Here is an 18,005-nt window from a genome sequence, read left to right as displayed (position 1 = left end):
AGGCAGGCCGCTGCTGGCGACGGCTTTTTGGAAGCAGCTGGCGGTGTCATTCAGCCAGATCCTGAGCAAGGCTGCGACTGCCTTACGCACCACGTCTTCCTCGGCGGTGCTGGCCATCGCCACGGCCTGCCAGGCGCTCAGATCAGCCTCCCAGCCATCGGTTGTGTAGGGCGCGATGAACTCCTCAGGGGTGCTTCCCACCAGGGGCTGATCGGCGCGTTGGGCGAGCAGGCCGAGCGGCTCAAGCAGCTTTGCCATGGGTGATAGCCCCAGCTGGGCCCAGATCCAGCTGCGCCGCTCGCGGTGCTGGGTTTCCAGATCCCGCACGCAGCGGCAGGCCTCGGCGTGGGATTTGCCGGTCAGTGCCTGGAGACCAGCGAGCACCTGCTCTTCGCAGGCGGCGTTGTGGGAGGGCCAGCGGGATAGGTCTTGCCCGCCGACGGCCAGGCCCATCTGTTCGGGCTCGACTCGGCGCAGCAGCTCAGGGATACCTGGGAAGGCGGTGGGGTTTTCTGCAAAGCGCTGCCAGACCTTGTCCCAACCGCCTTGGCCCTTGGCGAGCCGCTCGGCAGCGGAGAGCTCACCGTCTTTGGCGGGATCGAACTTGAGGTCTTTTTTCCAGGTGGAGGAAAGGACTGCCCAATGATCTTGGCTGCAGCGCTGCTGGAAGGCCGGTGGATCCGCCATCCACTGCAGAAGGTCGCGGATCGCATCAGGAACCAAGTAGGCGTTGAAGTCTTCCGCTTCCAGCCGCTTGCCGCGCAGCTGCTCAAGCGGCACGGAAGCCACTTCAGCAAGAGCGCGGCTGAGAGCTGCTTTGGTGCCCTGATCGCCGGCCAGATCAAGGCCAAGGGCATCACTGGAGCTGAGGAAGGCGGCCAGAGTCCAATCGCGCCCATTGCGCTGGAGCCAGAGGCTGCCGCGGAACATCAGCTCGATCAACGGCTCCAGGGCCCAGGGGCAACCCTCGCCGGCACGCAACTCCTGGCGGCTAATGCCAGGGAGGTAGATCACCGGGATCTGATCTGCGGCGGCAACAGCTGCAGGCAGGCTGCGATCAACGATGCAGCGCAGCCACAGCGCCGGGCCCTGCTGGTGCTCGGGGTCGTAGTCGCCCAGGCAGAGCAGCTCGGGCAGCTGCTGCCGCAGGAGAGGAAGCAGCGGTTTCCACTCGCTGCGGGGATCGGTCCAGAGGATGGAGACGGGTGACTCTTCTGCATCGCCGTGGACGTTGCAGCCGCGCAGCTTCTGGATCAGGGATTCGAGCAGGGTGCGGGGCATGACCATCAGGTATCGCCCTCCTGGCTCAGGGGCGCTGGCTGAGCCTCAAGCTGAAAACCTTTTGCGCGTAGGCGGAGATCGATCTCTTCTGCTGCCTTAGCTGCTCGATTTCGGAGCTCGTCAGCCGTTCGGAAACCACTGAGATAGCTGGCTTCGTTAGCGCTGAGGGCACCGGGGTCGATGCCGAAGGTGTGGTGGATGGCATCAGGGAACTTCTCGCGCAAACGGCGGATCACCAGAGCTTCGGGCTTGAGGGGCTTGAGCCGGCTGGCATTCACCAGCGTAATGACAGCAGCAACCTGGCCGCCACCGGCCTGGACGTAGTCGGCCAGTTCGGCCAGGGTGCCGCCCAGGCAGGTCACGTCGTCCACCAACACGTAGGCCGTGCCTGCTGTGACCGGCCCATCGAACTGGGGACGCAGCAACAGGCGCTCCATTGCCTTGGCTCCGGTGTGAAACACACGGGAGGCCTGCACGATCTCGGTTTCCACCTCTCCGTGCAACACCTCTGCGCAGGCACTGGCGAGCACCAGGGGGATGGCGTTGTCGCCCGTGGCCTCGCGTGCATGAGGGGCCACGTAGGTGAGCTCCAGCGGGAGCTTGGCTTGCAGTTCGCTGAGGAAGTCGATGGCCAGATCCCAGACCAGATCAATGGCAGCGTCTTGCTCACCAGCTTTGGCCTGGCGGTAGGAGGGATGGGCCTTGAGCTCTTGGTCGTCGTCCCACAGCCAGAAGGGCAACGCTGCTGCGTCGGGGAATGGCTGGCTGCGGATCCGCATGCCTTAACCCTCACCCCGATGGCGTGCCCTGGCCTCTTCCTTAGCCGCACGGCTGTAGTGCAGATCGTTCCAGCGGTTGCCGTCGAAACTGTCGCCTGCAGGCGGTGCGCCTGGAACGGGGGCGCCGAAATCAGTGGCCATGGCTGGGCTGTTTTCATCCCAGCCCCAGAACCAGGGGAAGTCATCTTTGGAGCGGCTCGGCTCCTTGCCCCTGTCCTTCGCCCACTTGATGGTGCCGGGCTTGGCGCGCAGGATCCCAGCGCCGGTCTTGCCGCCTTTACGTAGCTGGGCACTTAGGAAGGGGCGGATATTCATTCGAACACCGTCGTTGATGTCCGGATCCCAGCCGATCGCTTGCTGGTGAAGAGGCTTCCAGCGGACAAAGATGTCGTAGGGAGGCTCGCCATCGAGGATCTTCTTGAGTTGTCCCTGAAGATCGAGAGCGGCAGCGTGTCGATCATCGGCGCCATTGACACCTTCCGCTTGATCTAGCTTCTGGCGATCGATCCAGTCGCCTAGATAGGTGTAGGTGAGAAGTTCCAGAGTCTTGCGGCCTTGGCCGTTGGGGGCAGCGAGCTTGTGACAGTTCACCAGGGCGCTAAAGCCGTTGGGATTGCCATCCCAGATTTGCCAGATGAAGGGTCGCGATTGAAAGAGTTTGCAGTGCTCAGTAAAGAAGCTCTGGCGCAGCCAGTCGCCTAAATCGGCGGCGGCTTTCCTGGCGTCATTGGCGACGGCGGTTTCCAGCAGTAGCTCCCGTTCTTTTGCAGTGCTCCACTCATCACAAAAGACTGCGGCTAGCAAGCCTCGTAGTCGATCACCTGCTGCAGCTTCTCCGCGGATGGGCGATAGGCATACGATGCCATCGTCATCTGCAAGAGCTTCCAAACCATCCGGGTCGAGAGCAGGACAACCCGTAAACCTTGTACCGGTCTGGCGTGGCCATTGGTATCCGACAAGACGGGCCGCCGCCACGTGTAAGGGTTGGTCTGCACCCGCAGGAAGGCCGCTAAATAGCCATTGTGTTGAGTCGCTAGAAAAGGGCTTTGGCAGCCCATCCGGATATTTATCCGCCGCCACTTTTTGCCAGTGAGAAAGATCAAAGGGAACTTTGATAAAGCTTCCGACTGCTGCCTTTATTTGCTTGTCTAGTATGCGCACCAAGCGCGCGAGCTCTCCAGACTCGGCAAAGGCCCATATGGCCGGCAAGTGATCTTCTCTCCTCGGAAAGATTGGAGCAACTGCATCTCCAAATATCTCGCCGTGCATGAGCGTTGCATTGAGCTCGCCCGTCCTTTGCATGGCGATTGCAGGCCTGGAAAGTGCTTCCTTGGGCGGGAAGTTGTGTGCGGTTGAGTCGGTGTGAAGTGCTCCGCGACCATCATCCCATCTAATCAACGTGCTCTTCCCGGTGAATGGAAGGATTTGCTGCGGAGGCAGTTGCAGCAGGTTCCAGGTATCTTGACCAGGGAGAACCTCCCAAAAGCGAACAAGAAACTTGTTGTCATCGCAAGTCACCATGCCCTGCCATGTATCAGCAAAGTCTCTCAACAGAAAGTCTGATTTGCGATCAGAAAATGTTATAATTGCATCGACTTGTGCGCAAATATCGGACAACGGCCGAGATTCAAGCTCGGAGGCACCTAGGCCCTCGGCTTTTTCTTTGGGGGATGCGGCGCTTTCAATATCCAGCCCGCAGATTTTGCTCTTGCTGGCGATGCTGTCTCGGCTTATCTGGATAAGAGCGACGCTTACGACCTCGCCTCCAATAGTTTCAAATGCTCTGGGACCTAGTCTTGCAACAAAGTCCCAGCGTAAAGATTTCAGCAACTTAATGCGCAGGTCAGAGTATCTGCTCAAGAACAGCCAGTTTTGCGGGGTTACTAATGCCGCGCTGCCACCAGTCCCGCAGAACTTCGTGGAGCGTTCAACAAAGCAAGTTGCCAAGTCTGCTTTCGCCTCGGGGTGAACACGCCCGCAATAAACCCTAAGTCCCTCATCTTGATTGCCACGCCCAAGGTAAGGCACGTTGGTGGCAACGAGCGTGAACTGACCGGCGAGAATTTCTGCCGCTTTGGCCACGCCGCGCGCGGTCACCGCCATCTCATGCGCGGTGTCGTCCTTGGTCTCCTGCACCAGCGCCTGCTCCAGCAGCGGCTGGAGTTCGTTGAAGCCAGCTACAAGTAAATCGGCTTCCTCTGCCCTTGGATTGATAAGACTTCCCAGTACAGCCGCCTTGTCGAACAACCGGTAGAGCCGTCCCATTCCATTCCTGAGCCGTTCGCTATCACCGGCCAAAGCCAGCCAATCGGCCTCAGTGGCGTTTGGCGCCAGGCCTGAGCAGGCAAGGCCCATCGCCGGCAACTTGCAATGGCCTAGGCGCCGCCATGCAGCCAGCGCCAGGTTGAAGGCGGCGATCTGCGTGCAGCGCGGATCGATCTCCAATCCGAACAGGTTGCCCTCAATGACCGCCTCAACAGCAGCCTTTTCGGTCAGTCCTTCTTCCTCGATCCGCAAGGCCACCAGCCGCTCAAACATTGCTACCACGAAGTGCCCGCTTCCCATGCAGGGATCTAGGCACTTCAGTTCCGCTGACGTTCTGGGCCAGCCTTCAAAAGTTCCAGCCGCCGGCTTCCAAGCCCCATCGTCTGTCTTGATGAATCGCAGGTAGCTCCAAGGGCAACCCGTTAGCGCCACGGCTTGGCGCAGGTCGTCTTCTGTTTGAGCCGTGCTGGTCAGCTGGGGATTGGCGGCAAGCACCTTGCCGGCGTGCCAGGCACCGAGGGTGTTATCCAGCAGAAAGTCCACCATGTAGTCCTCGGTGAACAGCTGCGTCACCGGGGACAGCTCATCGGCGCCGATCTTCACGCCGGAATCGTTCACCTCCTTTTTGCGTTTCGTTTGCCAGAACTGATAAGTCCATCCGAGGCTGTCGCTGGCGGTAAAGGTCTCCGTTTCCAGCCCAGCCACCAAACCCTGCAGCTGTTGGCGGATCTCCAGCGGTAACTTCGCCGCCAGCACCGGATCATCCCCTCGGAAGATCTGCGGCAGCATCGACTGGGCATATTGCGCGGCCAGACCCGAAAGATCTGTGCCCTCTTCCGCTGCCAGCTCCTCACATTCATCGAGGCTGATCGCGACCCCTGATGTGGGCTCGATCAGCAGTTGGTTCTCCGCTAGGAAGCGAGCAAACAGCATGCGGTGCCAGTGCTCATAGGCCATCTCCCGCACCAAGCGCTCGATGCTTTGGCTGCCCTTCTGAGGATCGCGCTGATCCCCCAGCTGGCGTCCGCGGGCGCGCAGGCGGTTGCGCAGCTTGCGCTCCTCCTCACTCATTGAGGAGAACGGCTCGCTGGCATCTACTGCCAGGGCCGTGAGGGCATCCCGCGCACCGCCTTCGGCTTTATCGCGGGCTTTCACCACGGTGGCTTCGAGGGTCTTACGCAGATCGGAGGCGAGGGCGGGCATGGGAATTAGTTGATCTGGATCGGAGCGGTTTGAAGCGACGTGAGCACCTCCTGGCGTTTGGACGCCCACCAGGCATCAAGGGCTGCTTCGTCTTTGAGCACCCCACTGCTGAGCTTGAGCAGCTGGATGTTGGGCTCCAGGGCCTTGGCTGCCGCAGATCGGGCCTTGCCAAAGCGTGTGGGCAGGCTTTCGGCCAGCTCCGCCCTGCTGGCCAAGGAGCGCTGCTGCAGCGCCTCCAGCAGCTTGCTTCGGTTTACGGGGTCAGCTGGTGGGGCCGCCACCGGTAACTGCAGCGCTTGACCGATGCGATTGCGCTCGGCATCAGGCAGCCCTTGCCACTCAGCACTGGCCTGCAGCTGCTGCAGCTCGGCGGCCACCACCAGGCTCAGCTGTTGCTGGGCCTGCTCCAGCTCGGCCGTGAGTGCTTGCTCCAGCTGCTGCAGCAAGGGAGCCACAAAGTCGGTGGTGGCGTCAAGCAGTGAGCGCTGGCTACGGATCGCCTCCACCTGGGGTTCCAGCTCTTGGTGCACTGGCAATCCCTTGGCCTGGTGCAGCAGAGCTTGCAGTCGTTCCCAGCCAGGGAGACGTTTCTCCTTGAGAGCCACCAGGCTGCAGGCCTGATCCCACAACTCCTGCAGCTGCTCCTTGGCATCAAGGATCGCTTTGAGTTGCTCTGGGCCACTCTTTTGGCGCAGCTCCTTCAGGAGGGTGGCGCTCACAGGCGCGGGCAGCGGGGCGTCGCCACCGGATTGGACCACCTTGTTCTCGATGGCATCCAGGAACTCGACTGCCTTGGGTTCTTCCTGCCCCGACGGGGCCGTGACGCCGGCAATGCCATAAACACCACGCACCGCCAGTTTTTCCTTGGTGGTGAGGCGAACCTCCTGCAGGAAAAAGCGGGCTTTGCCCAGGCTCTGTTGATCAAGCTGACCAACCGCAATCGGCTTGTTCTGGCTGTCCTTGGCGCTGAGGGTGCCATCGCGATGCAAGGCGAGCAACACCGCATCCATTGCATCCTGCGGCCAGCCATACGGAGCTACGCGTAGGTCGGCGCGAATCGCACTGCCCTCTTTGCCGCCGCCGATGGCACTGATGACGATGCGGGCTACTGGATGGCTGTCGTTTGAGCCCTGATGGCCTACGGCAGAAAGCGGTGAATCGCTGCCATCTTTGGCGCGCTTCACGGCGGTGCCCCAGCTGCCGTGATCGGCCTTGTGGAACTCGGGGAATAGCCGGGCTAGTGCTGCCTCAGAAGCCGCGGATTGCAGCTTCTCGCTGAGCTTGATGCCGTACTCCTCGATGCCGCCGCCCTTGAGCACCAGGGCATTGGCGATCACATCGGCAATCAGCTCGTTGCAGTTTTTCTCGGCGATGTCCTGGCGGCTCTGCATCGCCTGCCGTGCCTCCTGCCCTTCTGCAGAAGAAGGGGGGCCGTAGTGATCAATCACTCGGCGAGCGGCCGTTGCATCAATGATCCGGCTTTGCAGCTCTTCCGCGCCTCTGCGCGGCAGGAATACATGCAGCACCGGATCGTCGGCGCCGGCCTCGCGGGCGGCATCGCGCACCTCCTTATCACTGCAGCCCCAGCCATCGCGAATCCACACCACCACCTGCTCGTTTGACGGTGCCGGTGGTTCGGGGTTAGGCCAGGGGACGATCGACCGCTGGATCTTGGCTTGCCCCTGCAGCAAGCGAACCGCCTGGAGCTCCTTCTGGAGCTCCAGGCCGAGGCGCTTCTCACGCTCGTTGGTGATTTCGGCGGTGTCGTTGCGAACCGCCTGGCGCTTCTCCTCAAACAACCGCTGCCACTGGGCACCTTCTGTGGTCTGCAGGCGGTATTCCTCCAGCCCCGGCTGATCGCCCACCTTCATCAAGGTGCCGTCTTCCGCCATCGCCTCCAGCAAGCCGGCGATTTGGTTTCGCAGGGGGCCGCTGTCCTTGCGCAGGTCTGGCACCATCAGGTCGGCCAGGGTGCGGGAGGTGGCGCGAATGCCCTTATCGGCGCCCTGCTCTCGCGGCAGCCGGCTGATCAAGAAAGCCAGCCCGCAGAGGCTTTGTTTGAGCTTGCCCTCCTCAGTGCCCTCCTTGCCGAGATTGGCGATTCGGTTGCTGAGCTCGTTGAGCAGCACACCTGAATTCACCAGGTCATTCGCCATCGATGTGAACAACACATCGCCGGTGATCACTCGGCCCAGGTCTTCTTCTGCGATGTCTTTGACGGCGTCAAAGATGATCCGCAGCTGGGAGCGCAGCTGGCTGTTGGTGCCGGCCACATCGACGCTGCGGAAGCATTCCTCCCAGAAGCGCCGGCGCGTGGGCAGCAGCGGGTAGTCGGCCACCGCCACCTGGCGGTCTTCTGATCGCTCCTTGATCAGGCTGCCTTCCAGCTGCTTGGAGACCTCACCGGCATTGGATTCCAGCAGCTGCTGCACATCGGCCTGGGCGTCGGCGCGTTTCTGCAGGATCACCTTGCGGATCACCGTTTCCACGTCGGTGTCCGACAGCTGCACAGTCACCCGGAAGCGGTCCTTGAGCTTCTGCAGCTGGGGCGTTTCTGACGACAGCGCCGACTGGCCAGAGGCAACCAACATCACCCGGCTGTCGAGCTCGGTCTGCAGCGCCTCGGCTACTTCCACAAAGTCGGTGGCTCGGTCGTTGGAGTCGCCGATGTATTGCTGCACCTCATCGAGCACCAGCATCGTGTGGGGCAGCTCGCCGCCATCGGGCGCTAGGGCCTTGCGGGCTAGCTGCACGAACTCAGCGGTGGTGATGTCGCTGTCGCTGTTGGGGTATTGCTGGCGGATCACATCCCGCGCCTCGCGGTTGCCGGCGGCATAGTCCGGGTCTTGCTCCAGCACGGCGCCAGCGATCAGCGGGCTCACGTAGAGCTCATCCAGTTCCTCCAGCCAGCGGCTGCCTTCTGCCTCTACGGCCGAGCGCACCGCATCGAGGTAACCCTTCTCCCGCAGCCAGAAGCAGAAGCGCGCCTGGGGCACCTTCTCGGGCATGCCAACCGCCTTGAGCAGGATCGCTAACACGGTTTTGCGCACGGCGTCCTTGGCGCCAGAGGGCATGGCGCCGCTGGCGACCATCAACGGTTTGCCACTTCTGGAGGCGAGGGTGTCGAGCTCGCGGAACTGGGCCTTCACCCCATCGGGGAGCTCCAGCACCAGATCTCGGGCGCGCTTGCCTGGGAACACCTCGGTGTTAGCCCACATGTGGCCGAGCGTCTTCTGCAGGTGCGACTTGCCGCTGCCAAAGAACCCCGCCACCCAGGCAGCGTTCTGCCGGGGCTGTCCCTGTTGGGCCAGGTAGCTCTGCAGGATCCGCTCCATCGCTTGGCCGTACTGGCCGTCGCACACGAAGGTGCTGAGCTCACCCTCCAGCTCGATGCGGGAGTTTTCGTCGTCGAGCGTGGTGATCCGCGCCTGGCCGTTGTTGGCCAGCGGGCTGGTGCGCGGGTCGCGCTGCAGGGTTTGGAAAATCTTTTGGGTCATGCCACCGCTCCTGTGGGATGGCGGGTGATGCCCACCGCCATGTAGTTCCAGCCGTCTCGAGCATCGAGCAGCCGGTAGTTGTTGCTGTCTTTCTGACCTGGGAAGAACACGACCAGACGGCCCTGGATTTCGCGCTCCACCTCCTTGATCACATCGGAGAGCCGCAGGAAGCCAAACAGGCTTCCTGCCCCCAGCAGCGCCACCACATCGTTTTCGGTGGCCGCGCTGAGCTGGGCTTTGATCAGGTCTGCTATGTGCCTAAGGAAGCTGGAATCCAGCTTGAGGCGGATGTCATCTGGGGCCTGGAAATATTCCTCGCGGTATTTCATGCCACCCATCCATTCGGCAAAGGCGGTGGTGAGGTCGACCAGCAGCCAGCCGTGGCCTGCCGTTTTCGTGGCCTGCTCGAATTCCAGCAGCTTGGCCCGCAGGTGCCGCTCCAGTTCTTTTTCGTAGACGAGCATCACCACCCGATTGGCGGCGGGCAGGCCCTGCTGCCAGGGCACAGAGATGTGGTCTGAGTACTGCGCGGCCAGTTCATCAATCCGGCTCATGACTGCTGGCCTCCGTGCAGGGGATCCAGGCCACTGGGATCGATCGAGACCACCCCGGCGCCGTGGGAGAGCTTGAGCAAGCCCAGACGTTTGGCCTGCTGCGACAGCTCAAGTAGCCCCGAGCTGGAACTGTCGAGCGCATTCGCCCAGGGGGTGGTGAGCAGGGCCTTGCCGCGCTTGCCGCTGGCGTAGCCAAGCCACACCGCCAGGGCCAGTGACACCGGGTGGGGATTGAGCGGCTGGCGCAGCTTTTTGACCCTGCCCTTGAGGTGACCGCTCTGGGTCCAGCTGCTGGCGGTGTTGCGAGCCACTGCATCGAGCACCTTTGGGCTGAGACGGTCGTGGGTGAAGCCCTGGACCGCCGCCACCATTTTGGAGCGCTGCAGCACCTCCCCCTGGGTCATCCCCATTACTTGAGCTGTGGTGGCCAGCAGCAGCGGATCACGGGCCAGACCGTTGAGCAGGGCCAGCTGGGGGTGTGCGGCGGGATCCACGGCCCAGAGCCGGCGCAGCACCCGGAACAGTGGCTTGCTCGGATCAAGACCATGTAAAGCCGTGAGCCGGGTGGCGGTTTCCTTGCGGGTGGAGAGGGTGCGCTTGCCCAGCACGTTCTCCTCCACGATCGCGGCCCGGTACGTCTTGGCCGGAGCGTTCGCGGACACCGCGGCCAGCAGGGCTTCCAGCTCCTGCAGCATCAGGGTCTTGCTGGTGTGGGGGCCACTGTCAGCCACCCGGAAGCCCAGCGCCGCCAGATCAGCTTTGGTGTCTGCGACCTTAGGGGGCTTGGGGCTGGAACGACGGGCGGGCATGTAGCGGAGGGGCTGGGCTGGCCTGGGAGGGCCCTGGTGGAGGCCGCACTGCGAGATGGTGCGCATGCAGCACAGCAGCGTTCTTGCAGCAGTCTGGCCCCTGGCATCGGCCGGCGCAGCCTGGCTTCTGGGGGCGTCACCATCAGAGCCGCAATTATGCGCTGGGCGCATAGGTTTTGGCTTTGATGTAGTTCACCTCCGTACGGGTCTTGGTTGTCAGCCTCGCTACATGCCCAGCAACCGCACCGCCTCCTGCTATTGCGCCTCGATCCCCAGCCCTGAGTCCTGGTCCGGCGTCAGCCGCTACCGCTGCGCTGGCCTGCGGCTACATGCCCACATGGATCAGGCAGGCCAGGGCCAGGTCGCTCCAGCTGCCGGGCAGGGTCTTGAGGCTGCGGGAGGTGCCGGCTCATTGATCTGCAGGCCGCCCTGGCCGACGGCCGCCACCTCGCTGAGCACCGCCAGGAAGCGCTGATGATCCATTCCCTCGAACAGCTGCAGGGCCTGGAGGCAGTAGCTAACGGCGTCCTGCCTGAGCCCATCGGGCTGATCGGCACGCAGATCGCGGCTGGCGATGCTGCCGCGCAGGTCCTTGGCCTTGCCCGCCAGCTCGCTGTAGGGCTGGGCTTCGATCACCTGCAGCAGCAGCCGGTCGGACTCGTCGCGGTGCTCCTCTGGATCCAGCTCCAGCAACGCCTGGGCCAGGTTGTAGGTGGTGATCAGGTCGTCCGGTGCCGCCGCCAGCGCTTGGCGGAAGCGCGACGCTGCTAATGCCTGCCCCAGCGGTTACCGCAAGTTCTCAAGGCTGTGGATAGCAAAGCCGTTATCCGGCACCAGCTCGATGACCTGCTCGAAAGCCCGGCGGGCCTCCGCCCTGTCGCCCTGCTGCAGAGCCACCAGCGCAAGGGCTTCAAGGGCATGGGGCTGGATGCTGATATTGCCCGCGCTGGCGAGGGCCGCCCGGCTTAGCAGCGAGCGGGCTTCTTCCAGATCGCCATCCTCGCTGGCGAGCAGGCCCAGGTAGTAAAGCGCTGAGGCGTTCTGCGGCATCAGCAACAGCGCCGCTTGCAGCAGGGGGCGGGCTTCATGGAGCTTCCCTTCCTCGATCAGTGCCCCGAATGCATCCATGGCTGGCAGCTACGACAACTGCCGGATCTCGCTTGATCCTGATGCTGCCGCTGGCAACCACCGCCGGCAAGCGGTTGCCCATGGCGAGATGAGATAGCCCTCCGGCTGCAGGGAGCATCAAAGCTGGCCTCTAGATCGAGAACGCGGTGCCCTGCATCACGGTGCCTTCCAGCAGTACCAGCGGGAGATGCCCAACTTCTCGGCCCAGCCATCGACAATCTCCCGGTCGGGGTCGTTCGTTCTGGGTGCGGCGCTGGTGAGGTTGATCAGCTCCTTGGCCAGCGCCTCAAGCCCTGCTGCCTGGTACGGGATCGCCAGTGACGGGATGCCCAGCAGACCAGAGCTATGGAAGGCACAGGCCGCATTGATCGCCCGGGTGGCCTGCAACACGGCGGTGGGTGTCAGCCGCTCAACCTCGCCCTCGAGGCAGAACAAGTTGTCCTGAACCTGGCTTTGCAGCAGCGTCGCCTGCAGACCCCGCAGCTCAGGCACCTGCTCGAACAGCCAGCGGTCCGCCCAAAGCCCCGGTCCTGTCGAGCGCAACCGCAACAGCACCCCGTCGTAGTACTGCAGCCCAGCACTCCGCGCTTGAGCCAGGCTGATCTGGCCCTTGAACATCCTCTCCACCTGCGAGATCACCTTCTCTCTGGCCTCGCGTGTTTCGTGGAGGATCACTTGCTGCTCGGCTGGCACCTGGATCATGCGCAGCAGCAGGGCGGCCTCAAAGGCGACGTGGTAGCTGCTGAGCTCACCGGCGTCGCGGTAGATGATCCGGTGCGTCTGTTGTTCTCGTGTGGCCAATCGCACCATGGCCAGATCTTCAAGGTCGTCCTGCTGAACGACCATTACCGGCAGCCCGCCAGCCTCCTCCACCTGCTGCAGCAGACGGTTCACGGCCGGCAGGAGCTCATGGGCAGACATCGCCGGGCTGTGGGGGAAGCAGGGTGGCCCCCACGGTATCGGCGGTCGTTTGCCTTTTCCCTCAGCCTCAGCCGAAACCAACCGCCGCCAGCAACGGGCCTCCGGGACGGTTTGCCGCTCTAGCTGGTTCGGTTCTTGTACCGGTTGGAGTGGCCTGGAAGCGCTCAGTGGCCGCCAGAGGGGAGCAAAACCTTTGCGGCGACAAGCCCGCAGCGCCCAAGTCAGGGCTTAAGCACTTATACTCATTTTGCTCTGTGGCTGCGGTTGCATTGAGGGGTGCCTTTCTCGGCCAACAACCATACAGCTCCAACCCGGCCTTCTGGTGAGCTACAGCGCCAGCCCCGACGCCACCTATCAGGTGGTCAATGTGGACAACTTCAGCGACTGCGTTTGGCTGCGCCGTTTTCCCCTCCGCGAGCGGTGCTTGCCCACCTTCAGTGTTGCGGCCGACCAGGTGCGGCCCATCGCCAGCGAGATGCGCTGATGATTCCCCCCTTGTTCATGGTTTTTCACCGCCTGATGCGTTCCGCCTGGAGCATCGGCTCGATGGCCACGCGGCTGTTTATGGCGGCACTGGGTCTCGACCTACTGCTGCACACGGCTGGACTGGCCTGATTCGACCTGGTGGCTGCCGGGGCGGTGCCTCCAGGGGCTGGGCCCAACAGCCTCTCTCCTCACCCAAATCCCCGCGCCGCTCCCCGGCTGCCCGGCGGCAGCAGCGGGATCTCTATCTCCGCCCCCTGCTCCACCGGGTAGCCCTCCAGCTCCAGATGCAGGTCACTGCACACCAAGGTCAGCGGCGGCTCCAGCCCCTGGGCCTCCATGAAAACCACCACCACGTCCTCCCCAGGCTCGATGGCATCGGCATGGCGCTTGACCTCCTGACGGAAGCGCAGCTCCGTGTACTTCTTGAGGTCGGGCCGGGCCGAGAGCACGTTGGTGCGTAGGAAGCGGGCGTTGCCGTACTCGGTTTGGTTTACGAACAGCGTGTAGGGCTCATCCCCATCCGGTCCGGGTAGATCGTCCTGGGTGGTGATGTGGAATCCAGGCAAGGCAGCGCTTCTCCCTGGGCAGTGCATCAATCATCCGCCATCCGGCCAGGATGGTGATGATCTGCCAGCGGCTCTGCTGATCTGCGCCGATGAGCCCGCTGACGCCTGAATCGATCCGCGGCTGCAAGGCCGATCTACCGCCGATAGGTTCGGTGATCACAAAACCGCGCCGCCAGGACCCATACATCCAGCAGGAGCAGCACCGCTACCGCTCGCCGCGGGGCTTTCAGCACTGGGCCAATCACCTGGCCTTTGCAGCAATGATCGAGGCGACCCTGCAGTACATCGATGAGCTGCAAGATCCGATCGGCTTTTGGGCTGCGACCACCTGCCGCTGGGCCCGGATTGTGGAGGCGCCGCCCCGCTTCCTGGCGCCGGAGCTGACAGAAGCGTTCCGCCGCACCCCCTCGCCCTACCTCGATGAGCAGCTGCCGCAGGTACTGCCCTGCTTCCGGTTGATGCTTCCAGACGGTGCCCTATTCACAGAAGACGGGGTGCCGATACCGGTGGTGATTGTGGCTGACCTGCGGGTGATGACCAACTGGCTGCCGCCTATGGCCCAGCGCATCAGCGGCATCAGCTGCGTTGGTCTGGCCCTCGATGGCAGCACCTACCTCACCCGTCATTCCTTCCAGCAGATCGGTGAGCGCCAACCCACCGAGGAAGACATGAGCCACCCGGCCTGGCAGTGGGATGAGCAGGCGGTGCATAGCACCAACCAGCGCATGGAGGGCCTGGCAATCAATGCCCTGCTCGTGCAGCTCTACCAGCCGGAACTGCTCACCACCGGCCCGGCCGCCAAGGTGCGCAGCGGTAAGGGCTTCTCGGGTGGTGGTGGTGAGGACGACACCGGCTCGGTAAGCCCCCAGGGCCCCGTGTGGATTGGCAAGGACTTCCGGCTTGATCGCACCACCAGGGCGCCTGCACCGGGCAGCCCAAGCGGCGCCAGCAGCAGCGCCCCGCGCCGGCCCCACTGGCGCCGAGGCCACTGGCATACCGTGCTGCATGGCGAGAAACGCCAGAGCCGCCGGATGCAGTGGTTCCAGCCGGTGTATGTGGGGCTCAGCTGATCAGCCGGTGGCCGCTCAGCAGCATCGCCAGCACATGGCTGGCCTCCAGATTGTCTGGCTCACGCTCCAGCAGCTGCACAAGCAAGGGAATCGCCTCTTCGTTTCTGCCTTCTTCCAGCAGTGCGCGGACCTGCATCAGTTCGGTGCCGGGATCGCCTAGGGGTGTCCAGCTGATTTCAAACAGGCCCTCGGTGTAGGAACACGAGAAGCTGCCTTCCATCCCCTTATACGGCTCCTGATACAGCGCAAAGACCGCATCCACAAAGGCCTGTAACTCGACGTCGCGGCAGTCCTCCGGCAGCCGCGAGAGATGCACGTCCTCCTCCCGAAAGGAGACGGACATGGCAGGCAGTGCTGGAACTGTGGGTTCAGCCATGGAAACGGAGGGGGCTCCCCTCAGGTTGCTGCCCCTGTAGCCCCTCCCGCCAGGAATCTGGAGGACCAGGCTTGCCGACTGATCTGAAGCATCCACTGGATGACCCGGGCTGACGCACGTCGAGGTGATGTCCACTGAAGAAGGGGCGAAAGCCCCCAGCCCTCAGAAGGGCAGCAGAGCCTCCAGCTCGGGATCCAACAGGGGCTCAGGCTGCTCGGCCTGCCGCTCGATCAGCAGATCTTCCAGCAGCCCAGCGAGGCGAACCAGCCCCCGGCCCCAGCACTCTTCGCTGAGCCAGAGGAGAAGACCATCGCTGCTGGCGGAGAAGCGCAGACGGCGGGCGGCATGGACATGAACGGACTCGTTAGCCGGAGCGAATAGCGTGGCCATGGCGGACCCAGCGCAGGACCTGGCCTCCCGGCGGGGCGGGGGCAAGGAACCGCGACGATCCCCGATGTGCCGCGTCATGCGGCACCACCGTCAACCAACCGCGGGCATGGCCCCGATCCTTGACGCCGCCCCGCACACTGACGAGGCCTGCGCGGCAGCCATCAAGAGGTTCCGTGGCTCAGGCTGCTGCGGCCGGTTCGGTAGTGGCGTGCTCCGCCAACGACCTGTGCCACTGCTCCAGCCACTGCTCAGGCCTGTAGCGATCGCCATGGAGCCACAGGGTGCTGAGCTCCTCGGGGCTGTAGCCGCGAAAGCCGGTGAGCACGGCATAGAAGCCCTTGCGGTGTTCCTCCCCCGCCAGGGCCATCAGCTCAGCAAGGGCCGTGGCTGGATCGAGCTGGTGCGCCTCGATCAGGCTGCGCAGCTGCTGCCGCCAGCGGTTGCTGAGCAGGGCGGCCTGGCGCGGCCCGATCACCGGCGCCGGTGACACAGCGAATCTCTCTGGGACGGGCCGCAGGCCGCCGTAGCAGACCCAGAACTCCAGTGGCCCCCAGACGGGGCACTCCGCATCTCCGAGGGGGATAGCGGCCTCAAGCTTCTGGCGCAGCTCCCGATCTCCGAACCGCCCCCAGTCGCCGGACGCGATGCGGCGGTTGAGCTCCCAGAGCTGCCAGAATGCTCGCTGGCGCAACTCACCGGCCTTGCCCTGCTCGATCACCGAGAGGTTGCCGTAGGAGATCACCAGCTTGGGCTCGCCGATCGCCTCCGCCCAGTTGAAAGCTGTGTACTGGCTCCAGCCGTTGTGGCGCCGCCAGTTCAGCAGCATTCGCCCGAAGGCCAGACGACTGCTGACCTGCTGCGCCAACAGCTCTGTGTAGGTGGGGATCGCTTGGGCCTGGACAGTTGGGGCAACCATGGTGCTTGCTGTGGTTGGCAGTGCACCAGCTATTGCCACTGATGATTCCGGGACCCCACCAACACGGGCCTGACCCAGCTATTGCCTGACCCGCCCCGCTCTGGAGCGGTGTCTTTGCGTATGACTTGTCGGTCCGTGTGGTGGGGCAACCACCCGGGGAGTCCCGTGACCTCATAGGAGTCCGACGTTCCCGTCCCGTCAGTGGCCTGTCCGTCTGCCCGGTTGGTTGCACCCCCTCCCCTCTACCAGCAGCGATGACCGCAGCGACACTGCCCAGTTCAGAGACCAGCACCAGCCATGACGTGGTTGTCGGCATCGACACCCACAAGCACACCCACATGGCGGTGGCCCTGGGCGCCAATGGCGGCTGGCTGGGCAGCCTGCAGCTCAATGCCAAGCGCAGCGGCTACAGGGAGCTGATCAGCTGGAGCGCGGGTTTCGGCACCAACCCGGTCTTTGCGGTGGAGGGAACCGGTTGCTACGGCGCCGGGCTCTGCCGGGCCCTGCAGGGTGCAGATCTCCCCGTGGTGGAAGTGAACCGACCGGATCGCTCCACGCGGCGGCGCATCGGCAAGGACGACAGCATCGATGCAGAGGCCGCAGCAAGGTCCTTCATCGCTGGCACAGCAACAGTCATCCCCAAGGCCGGTGACGCTCTTGTGGAGATGATCCGCATGTTCAAGGTGGCCAAGGATTCGGCCACCGCGAACCGCACCGCGGCTCTCAATCAGCTGCACGCCATCGTGGTGACGGCGCCGGCAGCGTTGCGGGAACGGCTGCAGCGGCTCAAGAGAAAGGAGCTGGTCGAAAGCTGCGCAGGCCTGCGTTCTGGCGAGATCACCACCCCTCTGGCGGCCGCCAAAATGACCCTGCGCACCCTCGCCCGTCGCATCCAGCAGCTGGATCAGGAGCTCAAGGAATCCATCGCGCAGCTGGATCAGCTGACGATGCAGCTGTGCCCCGAGCTGCGCCACACCTACGGGGTGGGCGTGGACATCAGCGCCACCCTGGTCGTGGCCGTCGGCGACAACCAGGAACGGATGAAATCCGAGTCCTCATTCGCTGCTCTCTGTGGCGTCAATCCCCTGCCGGCCAGCTCCGGCAAGGTGGTGCGACACCGACTGAATCGCAGCGGCAACCGCCAAGCCAACTGTGCCCTGCACCGCATCGTCATCTGTCGGTTGCAGCGACACCAGCAGACCAGGGACTACGTCGAGCGCCGTACCGCAGAGGGCCGCACGATGAAGGAGATCATTCGCTGCCTCAAGCGGTTTGTCGCCCGCGAGGTGTTCGGCATCCTGCGTGGGGGGCCCGCAGTGCGTACAGCAGCGGCCTGATGCGTAGAGGCTGCAGCAAGCCCAGGCTCCCGCCAGATCCGTTGCCTGCCGCTCCACGGCGGGCAACGGATCTGGCGGAACGAGAGCCGGTCGGCGGTTCAGCTGTCAACGGGGATCAGCACGTCGAGTAGCTCGGTCCGCAGCGACTGGCCTGGTTGCTCTGGCACGATCAGAACGACGGCCTTGGCCTCGATCAGCTCGCTGTCGTCAGCCATGGCCTCGCCATCGGCCTCCCAGCTCTCCAGCGCCGCATCCAGCCAGCGGGTCTTTGTTTCCAGGAAGGTGATTGCCTCGTCGGGGCTCCAGCGGGCCTCGCTGCCGCGACAGGGATAGCGCTGCAGAAGCTCCAGGATCCCGATCTCCTGCAGCTCAGGGGTGCCGGTGGGATCGCGCACCAGAACGGTGTCGGCATCGGTGGCGTTGTCGA

18 protein-coding genes are annotated in these 18,005 nt (G+C 63.6%); 4 read left to right on the top strand and 14 right to left on the bottom strand.

Features of this window, described 5'->3' with window-relative positions:
• The 9 genes from pglZ to KBY78_RS06955 all read right to left on the bottom strand — a co-directional run.
• On the bottom strand, positions 1–1,281 hold a 1,281-nt coding region (gene pglZ / locus KBY78_RS06995), incomplete at its 3' end, for a BREX-1 system phosphatase PglZ type B (RefSeq protein WP_255142984.1).
• Between the two features lie 5 nt (positions 1,282–1,286).
• Positions 1,287–2,021, bottom strand: a complete 735-nt coding sequence (locus tag KBY78_RS06990) for a phosphoribosyltransferase family protein (RefSeq protein ID WP_255142983.1) — start codon at positions 2,019–2,021, stop codon at positions 1,287–1,289.
• Between the two features lie 42 nt (positions 2,022–2,063).
• Positions 2,064–5,528, bottom strand: coding sequence for a BREX-1 system adenine-specific DNA-methyltransferase PglX (locus KBY78_RS06985; RefSeq protein ID WP_255142982.1), 3,465 nt, complete (start codon positions 5,526–5,528; stop codon positions 2,064–2,066).
• Between the two features lie 5 nt (positions 5,529–5,533).
• Entirely contained in the window at positions 5,534–9,025 is a 3,492-nt protein-coding gene (gene brxC / locus KBY78_RS06980) for a BREX system P-loop protein BrxC (RefSeq protein ID WP_255142981.1), read from the bottom strand.
• On the bottom strand, positions 9,022–9,579 hold the full coding sequence (locus KBY78_RS06975) for a BREX protein BrxB domain-containing protein (protein WP_255142980.1): 558 nt from the start codon (positions 9,577–9,579) through the stop codon (positions 9,022–9,024). Before KBY78_RS06975 ends, brxC begins: the two co-directional genes overlap by 4 nt.
• The gene (locus tag KBY78_RS06970; protein WP_255142979.1) at positions 9,576–10,388 is read right to left on the bottom strand and encodes a hypothetical protein; all 813 of its coding nucleotides are present in this window, start codon (positions 10,386–10,388) and stop codon (positions 9,576–9,578) included. The genes KBY78_RS06975 and KBY78_RS06970 overlap by 4 nt, the downstream gene beginning before the upstream one ends.
• Before the next feature lie 342 nt (positions 10,389–10,730).
• Positions 10,731–11,081 carry a hypothetical protein gene (locus KBY78_RS06965; RefSeq protein ID WP_255142978.1) on the bottom strand — a complete coding sequence of 117 codons (351 nt, stop codon included), beginning with the start codon at positions 11,079–11,081 and terminating at the stop codon, positions 10,731–10,733.
• A 93-nt stretch (positions 11,082–11,174) separates the two neighbouring features.
• On the bottom strand, positions 11,175–11,516 hold the full coding sequence (locus KBY78_RS06960) for a tetratricopeptide repeat protein (RefSeq protein WP_255142977.1): 342 nt from the start codon (positions 11,514–11,516) through the stop codon (positions 11,175–11,177).
• A gap of 156 nt (positions 11,517–11,672) precedes the next feature.
• Positions 11,673–12,437: a hypothetical protein gene (locus tag KBY78_RS06955; RefSeq protein ID WP_255142976.1), complete on the bottom strand. Its 765-nt coding sequence runs from the start codon at positions 12,435–12,437 to the stop codon at positions 11,673–11,675.
• A gap of 322 nt (positions 12,438–12,759) precedes the next feature.
• Between KBY78_RS06955 and KBY78_RS06950 the strand changes: the two genes are divergently transcribed.
• Together KBY78_RS06950 and KBY78_RS06945 are read left to right on the top strand one after the other, a co-directional pair.
• Positions 12,760–12,921: a hypothetical protein gene (locus tag KBY78_RS06950; protein WP_255142975.1), complete on the top strand. Its 162-nt coding sequence runs from the start codon at positions 12,760–12,762 to the stop codon at positions 12,919–12,921.
• The gene (locus KBY78_RS06945; protein ID WP_255142974.1) at positions 12,921–13,052 is read left to right on the top strand and encodes a hypothetical protein; all 132 of its coding nucleotides are present in this window, start codon (positions 12,921–12,923) and stop codon (positions 13,050–13,052) included. Before KBY78_RS06950 ends, KBY78_RS06945 begins: the two co-directional genes overlap by 1 nt.
• Before the next feature lie 59 nt (positions 13,053–13,111).
• Here the strand turns inward: KBY78_RS06945 and KBY78_RS06940 are convergent, their stop codons facing one another.
• Complete coding sequence (locus tag KBY78_RS06940) at positions 13,112–13,489, bottom strand: hypothetical protein (protein WP_255142973.1); 378 nt, start codon at positions 13,487–13,489, stop codon at positions 13,112–13,114.
• Positions 13,490–13,578: 89 nt separating this feature from the next.
• On the opposite strand from KBY78_RS06940, the gene KBY78_RS06935 reads away from it, so the two are divergent.
• Positions 13,579–14,559: a hypothetical protein gene (locus KBY78_RS06935; RefSeq protein ID WP_255142972.1), complete on the top strand. Its 981-nt coding sequence runs from the start codon at positions 13,579–13,581 to the stop codon at positions 14,557–14,559.
• On the opposite strand, the gene KBY78_RS06930 is transcribed toward KBY78_RS06935, so the two are convergent.
• The 3 genes from KBY78_RS06930 to KBY78_RS06920 form a co-directional block, all read right to left on the bottom strand.
• Positions 14,552–14,902 (bottom strand): M48 family metallopeptidase, encoded by a 351-nt coding sequence (locus tag KBY78_RS06930; RefSeq protein WP_255142971.1) that lies wholly within the window; start codon positions 14,900–14,902, stop codon positions 14,552–14,554. The genes KBY78_RS06935 and KBY78_RS06930 overlap by 8 nt on opposite strands.
• 195 nt (positions 14,903–15,097) lie before the next feature.
• Positions 15,098–15,325 (bottom strand): hypothetical protein, encoded by a 228-nt coding sequence (locus KBY78_RS06925; RefSeq protein ID WP_255142970.1) that lies wholly within the window; start codon positions 15,323–15,325, stop codon positions 15,098–15,100.
• A 178-nt stretch (positions 15,326–15,503) separates the two neighbouring features.
• The gene (locus KBY78_RS06920) at positions 15,504–16,241 is read right to left on the bottom strand and encodes an XRE family transcriptional regulator (protein WP_255142969.1); all 738 of its coding nucleotides are present in this window, start codon (positions 16,239–16,241) and stop codon (positions 15,504–15,506) included.
• A gap of 254 nt (positions 16,242–16,495) precedes the next feature.
• On the opposite strand from KBY78_RS06920, the gene KBY78_RS06915 reads away from it, so the two are divergent.
• The gene (locus KBY78_RS06915) at positions 16,496–17,578 is read left to right on the top strand and encodes an IS110 family transposase (RefSeq protein ID WP_255142968.1); all 1,083 of its coding nucleotides are present in this window, start codon (positions 16,496–16,498) and stop codon (positions 17,576–17,578) included.
• A gap of 98 nt (positions 17,579–17,676) precedes the next feature.
• On the opposite strand, the gene KBY78_RS06910 is transcribed toward KBY78_RS06915, so the two are convergent.
• Positions 17,677–18,005: hypothetical protein (locus KBY78_RS06910; RefSeq protein ID WP_255142967.1), on the bottom strand; the 329-nt coding region annotated here is incomplete at its 5' end.

This window comes from Synechococcus sp. EJ6-Ellesmere, from assembly GCF_024345875.1.
Classification (GTDB): Bacteria; Cyanobacteriota; Cyanobacteriia; order PCC-6307; family Cyanobiaceae; genus Regnicoccus_A; species Regnicoccus_A antarcticus.
Note: the sequence above shows the minus strand (reverse complement) of the source record. Positions and strands in the feature narration are given on the sequence as shown.

What these genes read in the sequence shown, in the direction of transcription:
- KBY78_RS06925 (WP_255142970.1), bottom strand. Translation starts at nt 15,325, where the DNA reads ATGGCCACGCTATTCGCTCCGGCTAACGAGTCCGTTCATGTCCATGCC.
- KBY78_RS06955 (WP_255142976.1), bottom strand. Translation starts at nt 12,437, where the DNA reads ATGTCTGCCCATGAGCTCCTGCCGGCCGTGAACCGTCTGCTGCAGCAG.
- KBY78_RS06975 (WP_255142980.1), bottom strand. Translation starts at nt 9,579, where the DNA reads ATGAGCCGGATTGATGAACTGGCCGCGCAGTACTCAGACCACATCTCT.
- KBY78_RS06970 (WP_255142979.1), bottom strand. Translation starts at nt 10,388, where the DNA reads ATGCCCGCCCGTCGTTCCAGCCCCAAGCCCCCTAAGGTCGCAGACACC.
- brxC (WP_255142981.1), bottom strand. Translation starts at nt 9,025, where the DNA reads ATGACCCAAAAGATTTTCCAAACCCTGCAGCGCGACCCGCGCACCAGC.
- KBY78_RS06985 (WP_255142982.1), bottom strand. Translation starts at nt 5,528, where the DNA reads ATGCCCGCCCTCGCCTCCGATCTGCGTAAGACCCTCGAAGCCACCGTG.
- KBY78_RS06960 (WP_255142977.1), bottom strand. Translation starts at nt 11,516, where the DNA reads ATGGATGCATTCGGGGCACTGATCGAGGAAGGGAAGCTCCATGAAGCC.
- KBY78_RS06915 (WP_255142968.1), top strand. Translation starts at nt 16,496, where the DNA reads ATGACCGCAGCGACACTGCCCAGTTCAGAGACCAGCACCAGCCATGAC.
- KBY78_RS06945 (WP_255142974.1), top strand. Translation starts at nt 12,921, where the DNA reads ATGATTCCCCCCTTGTTCATGGTTTTTCACCGCCTGATGCGTTCCGCC.
- KBY78_RS06935 (WP_255142972.1), top strand. Translation starts at nt 13,579, where the DNA reads ATGAGCCCGCTGACGCCTGAATCGATCCGCGGCTGCAAGGCCGATCTA.
- KBY78_RS06920 (WP_255142969.1), bottom strand. Translation starts at nt 16,241, where the DNA reads ATGGTTGCCCCAACTGTCCAGGCCCAAGCGATCCCCACCTACACAGAG.
- KBY78_RS06930 (WP_255142971.1), bottom strand. Translation starts at nt 14,902, where the DNA reads ATGTCCGTCTCCTTTCGGGAGGAGGACGTGCATCTCTCGCGGCTGCCG.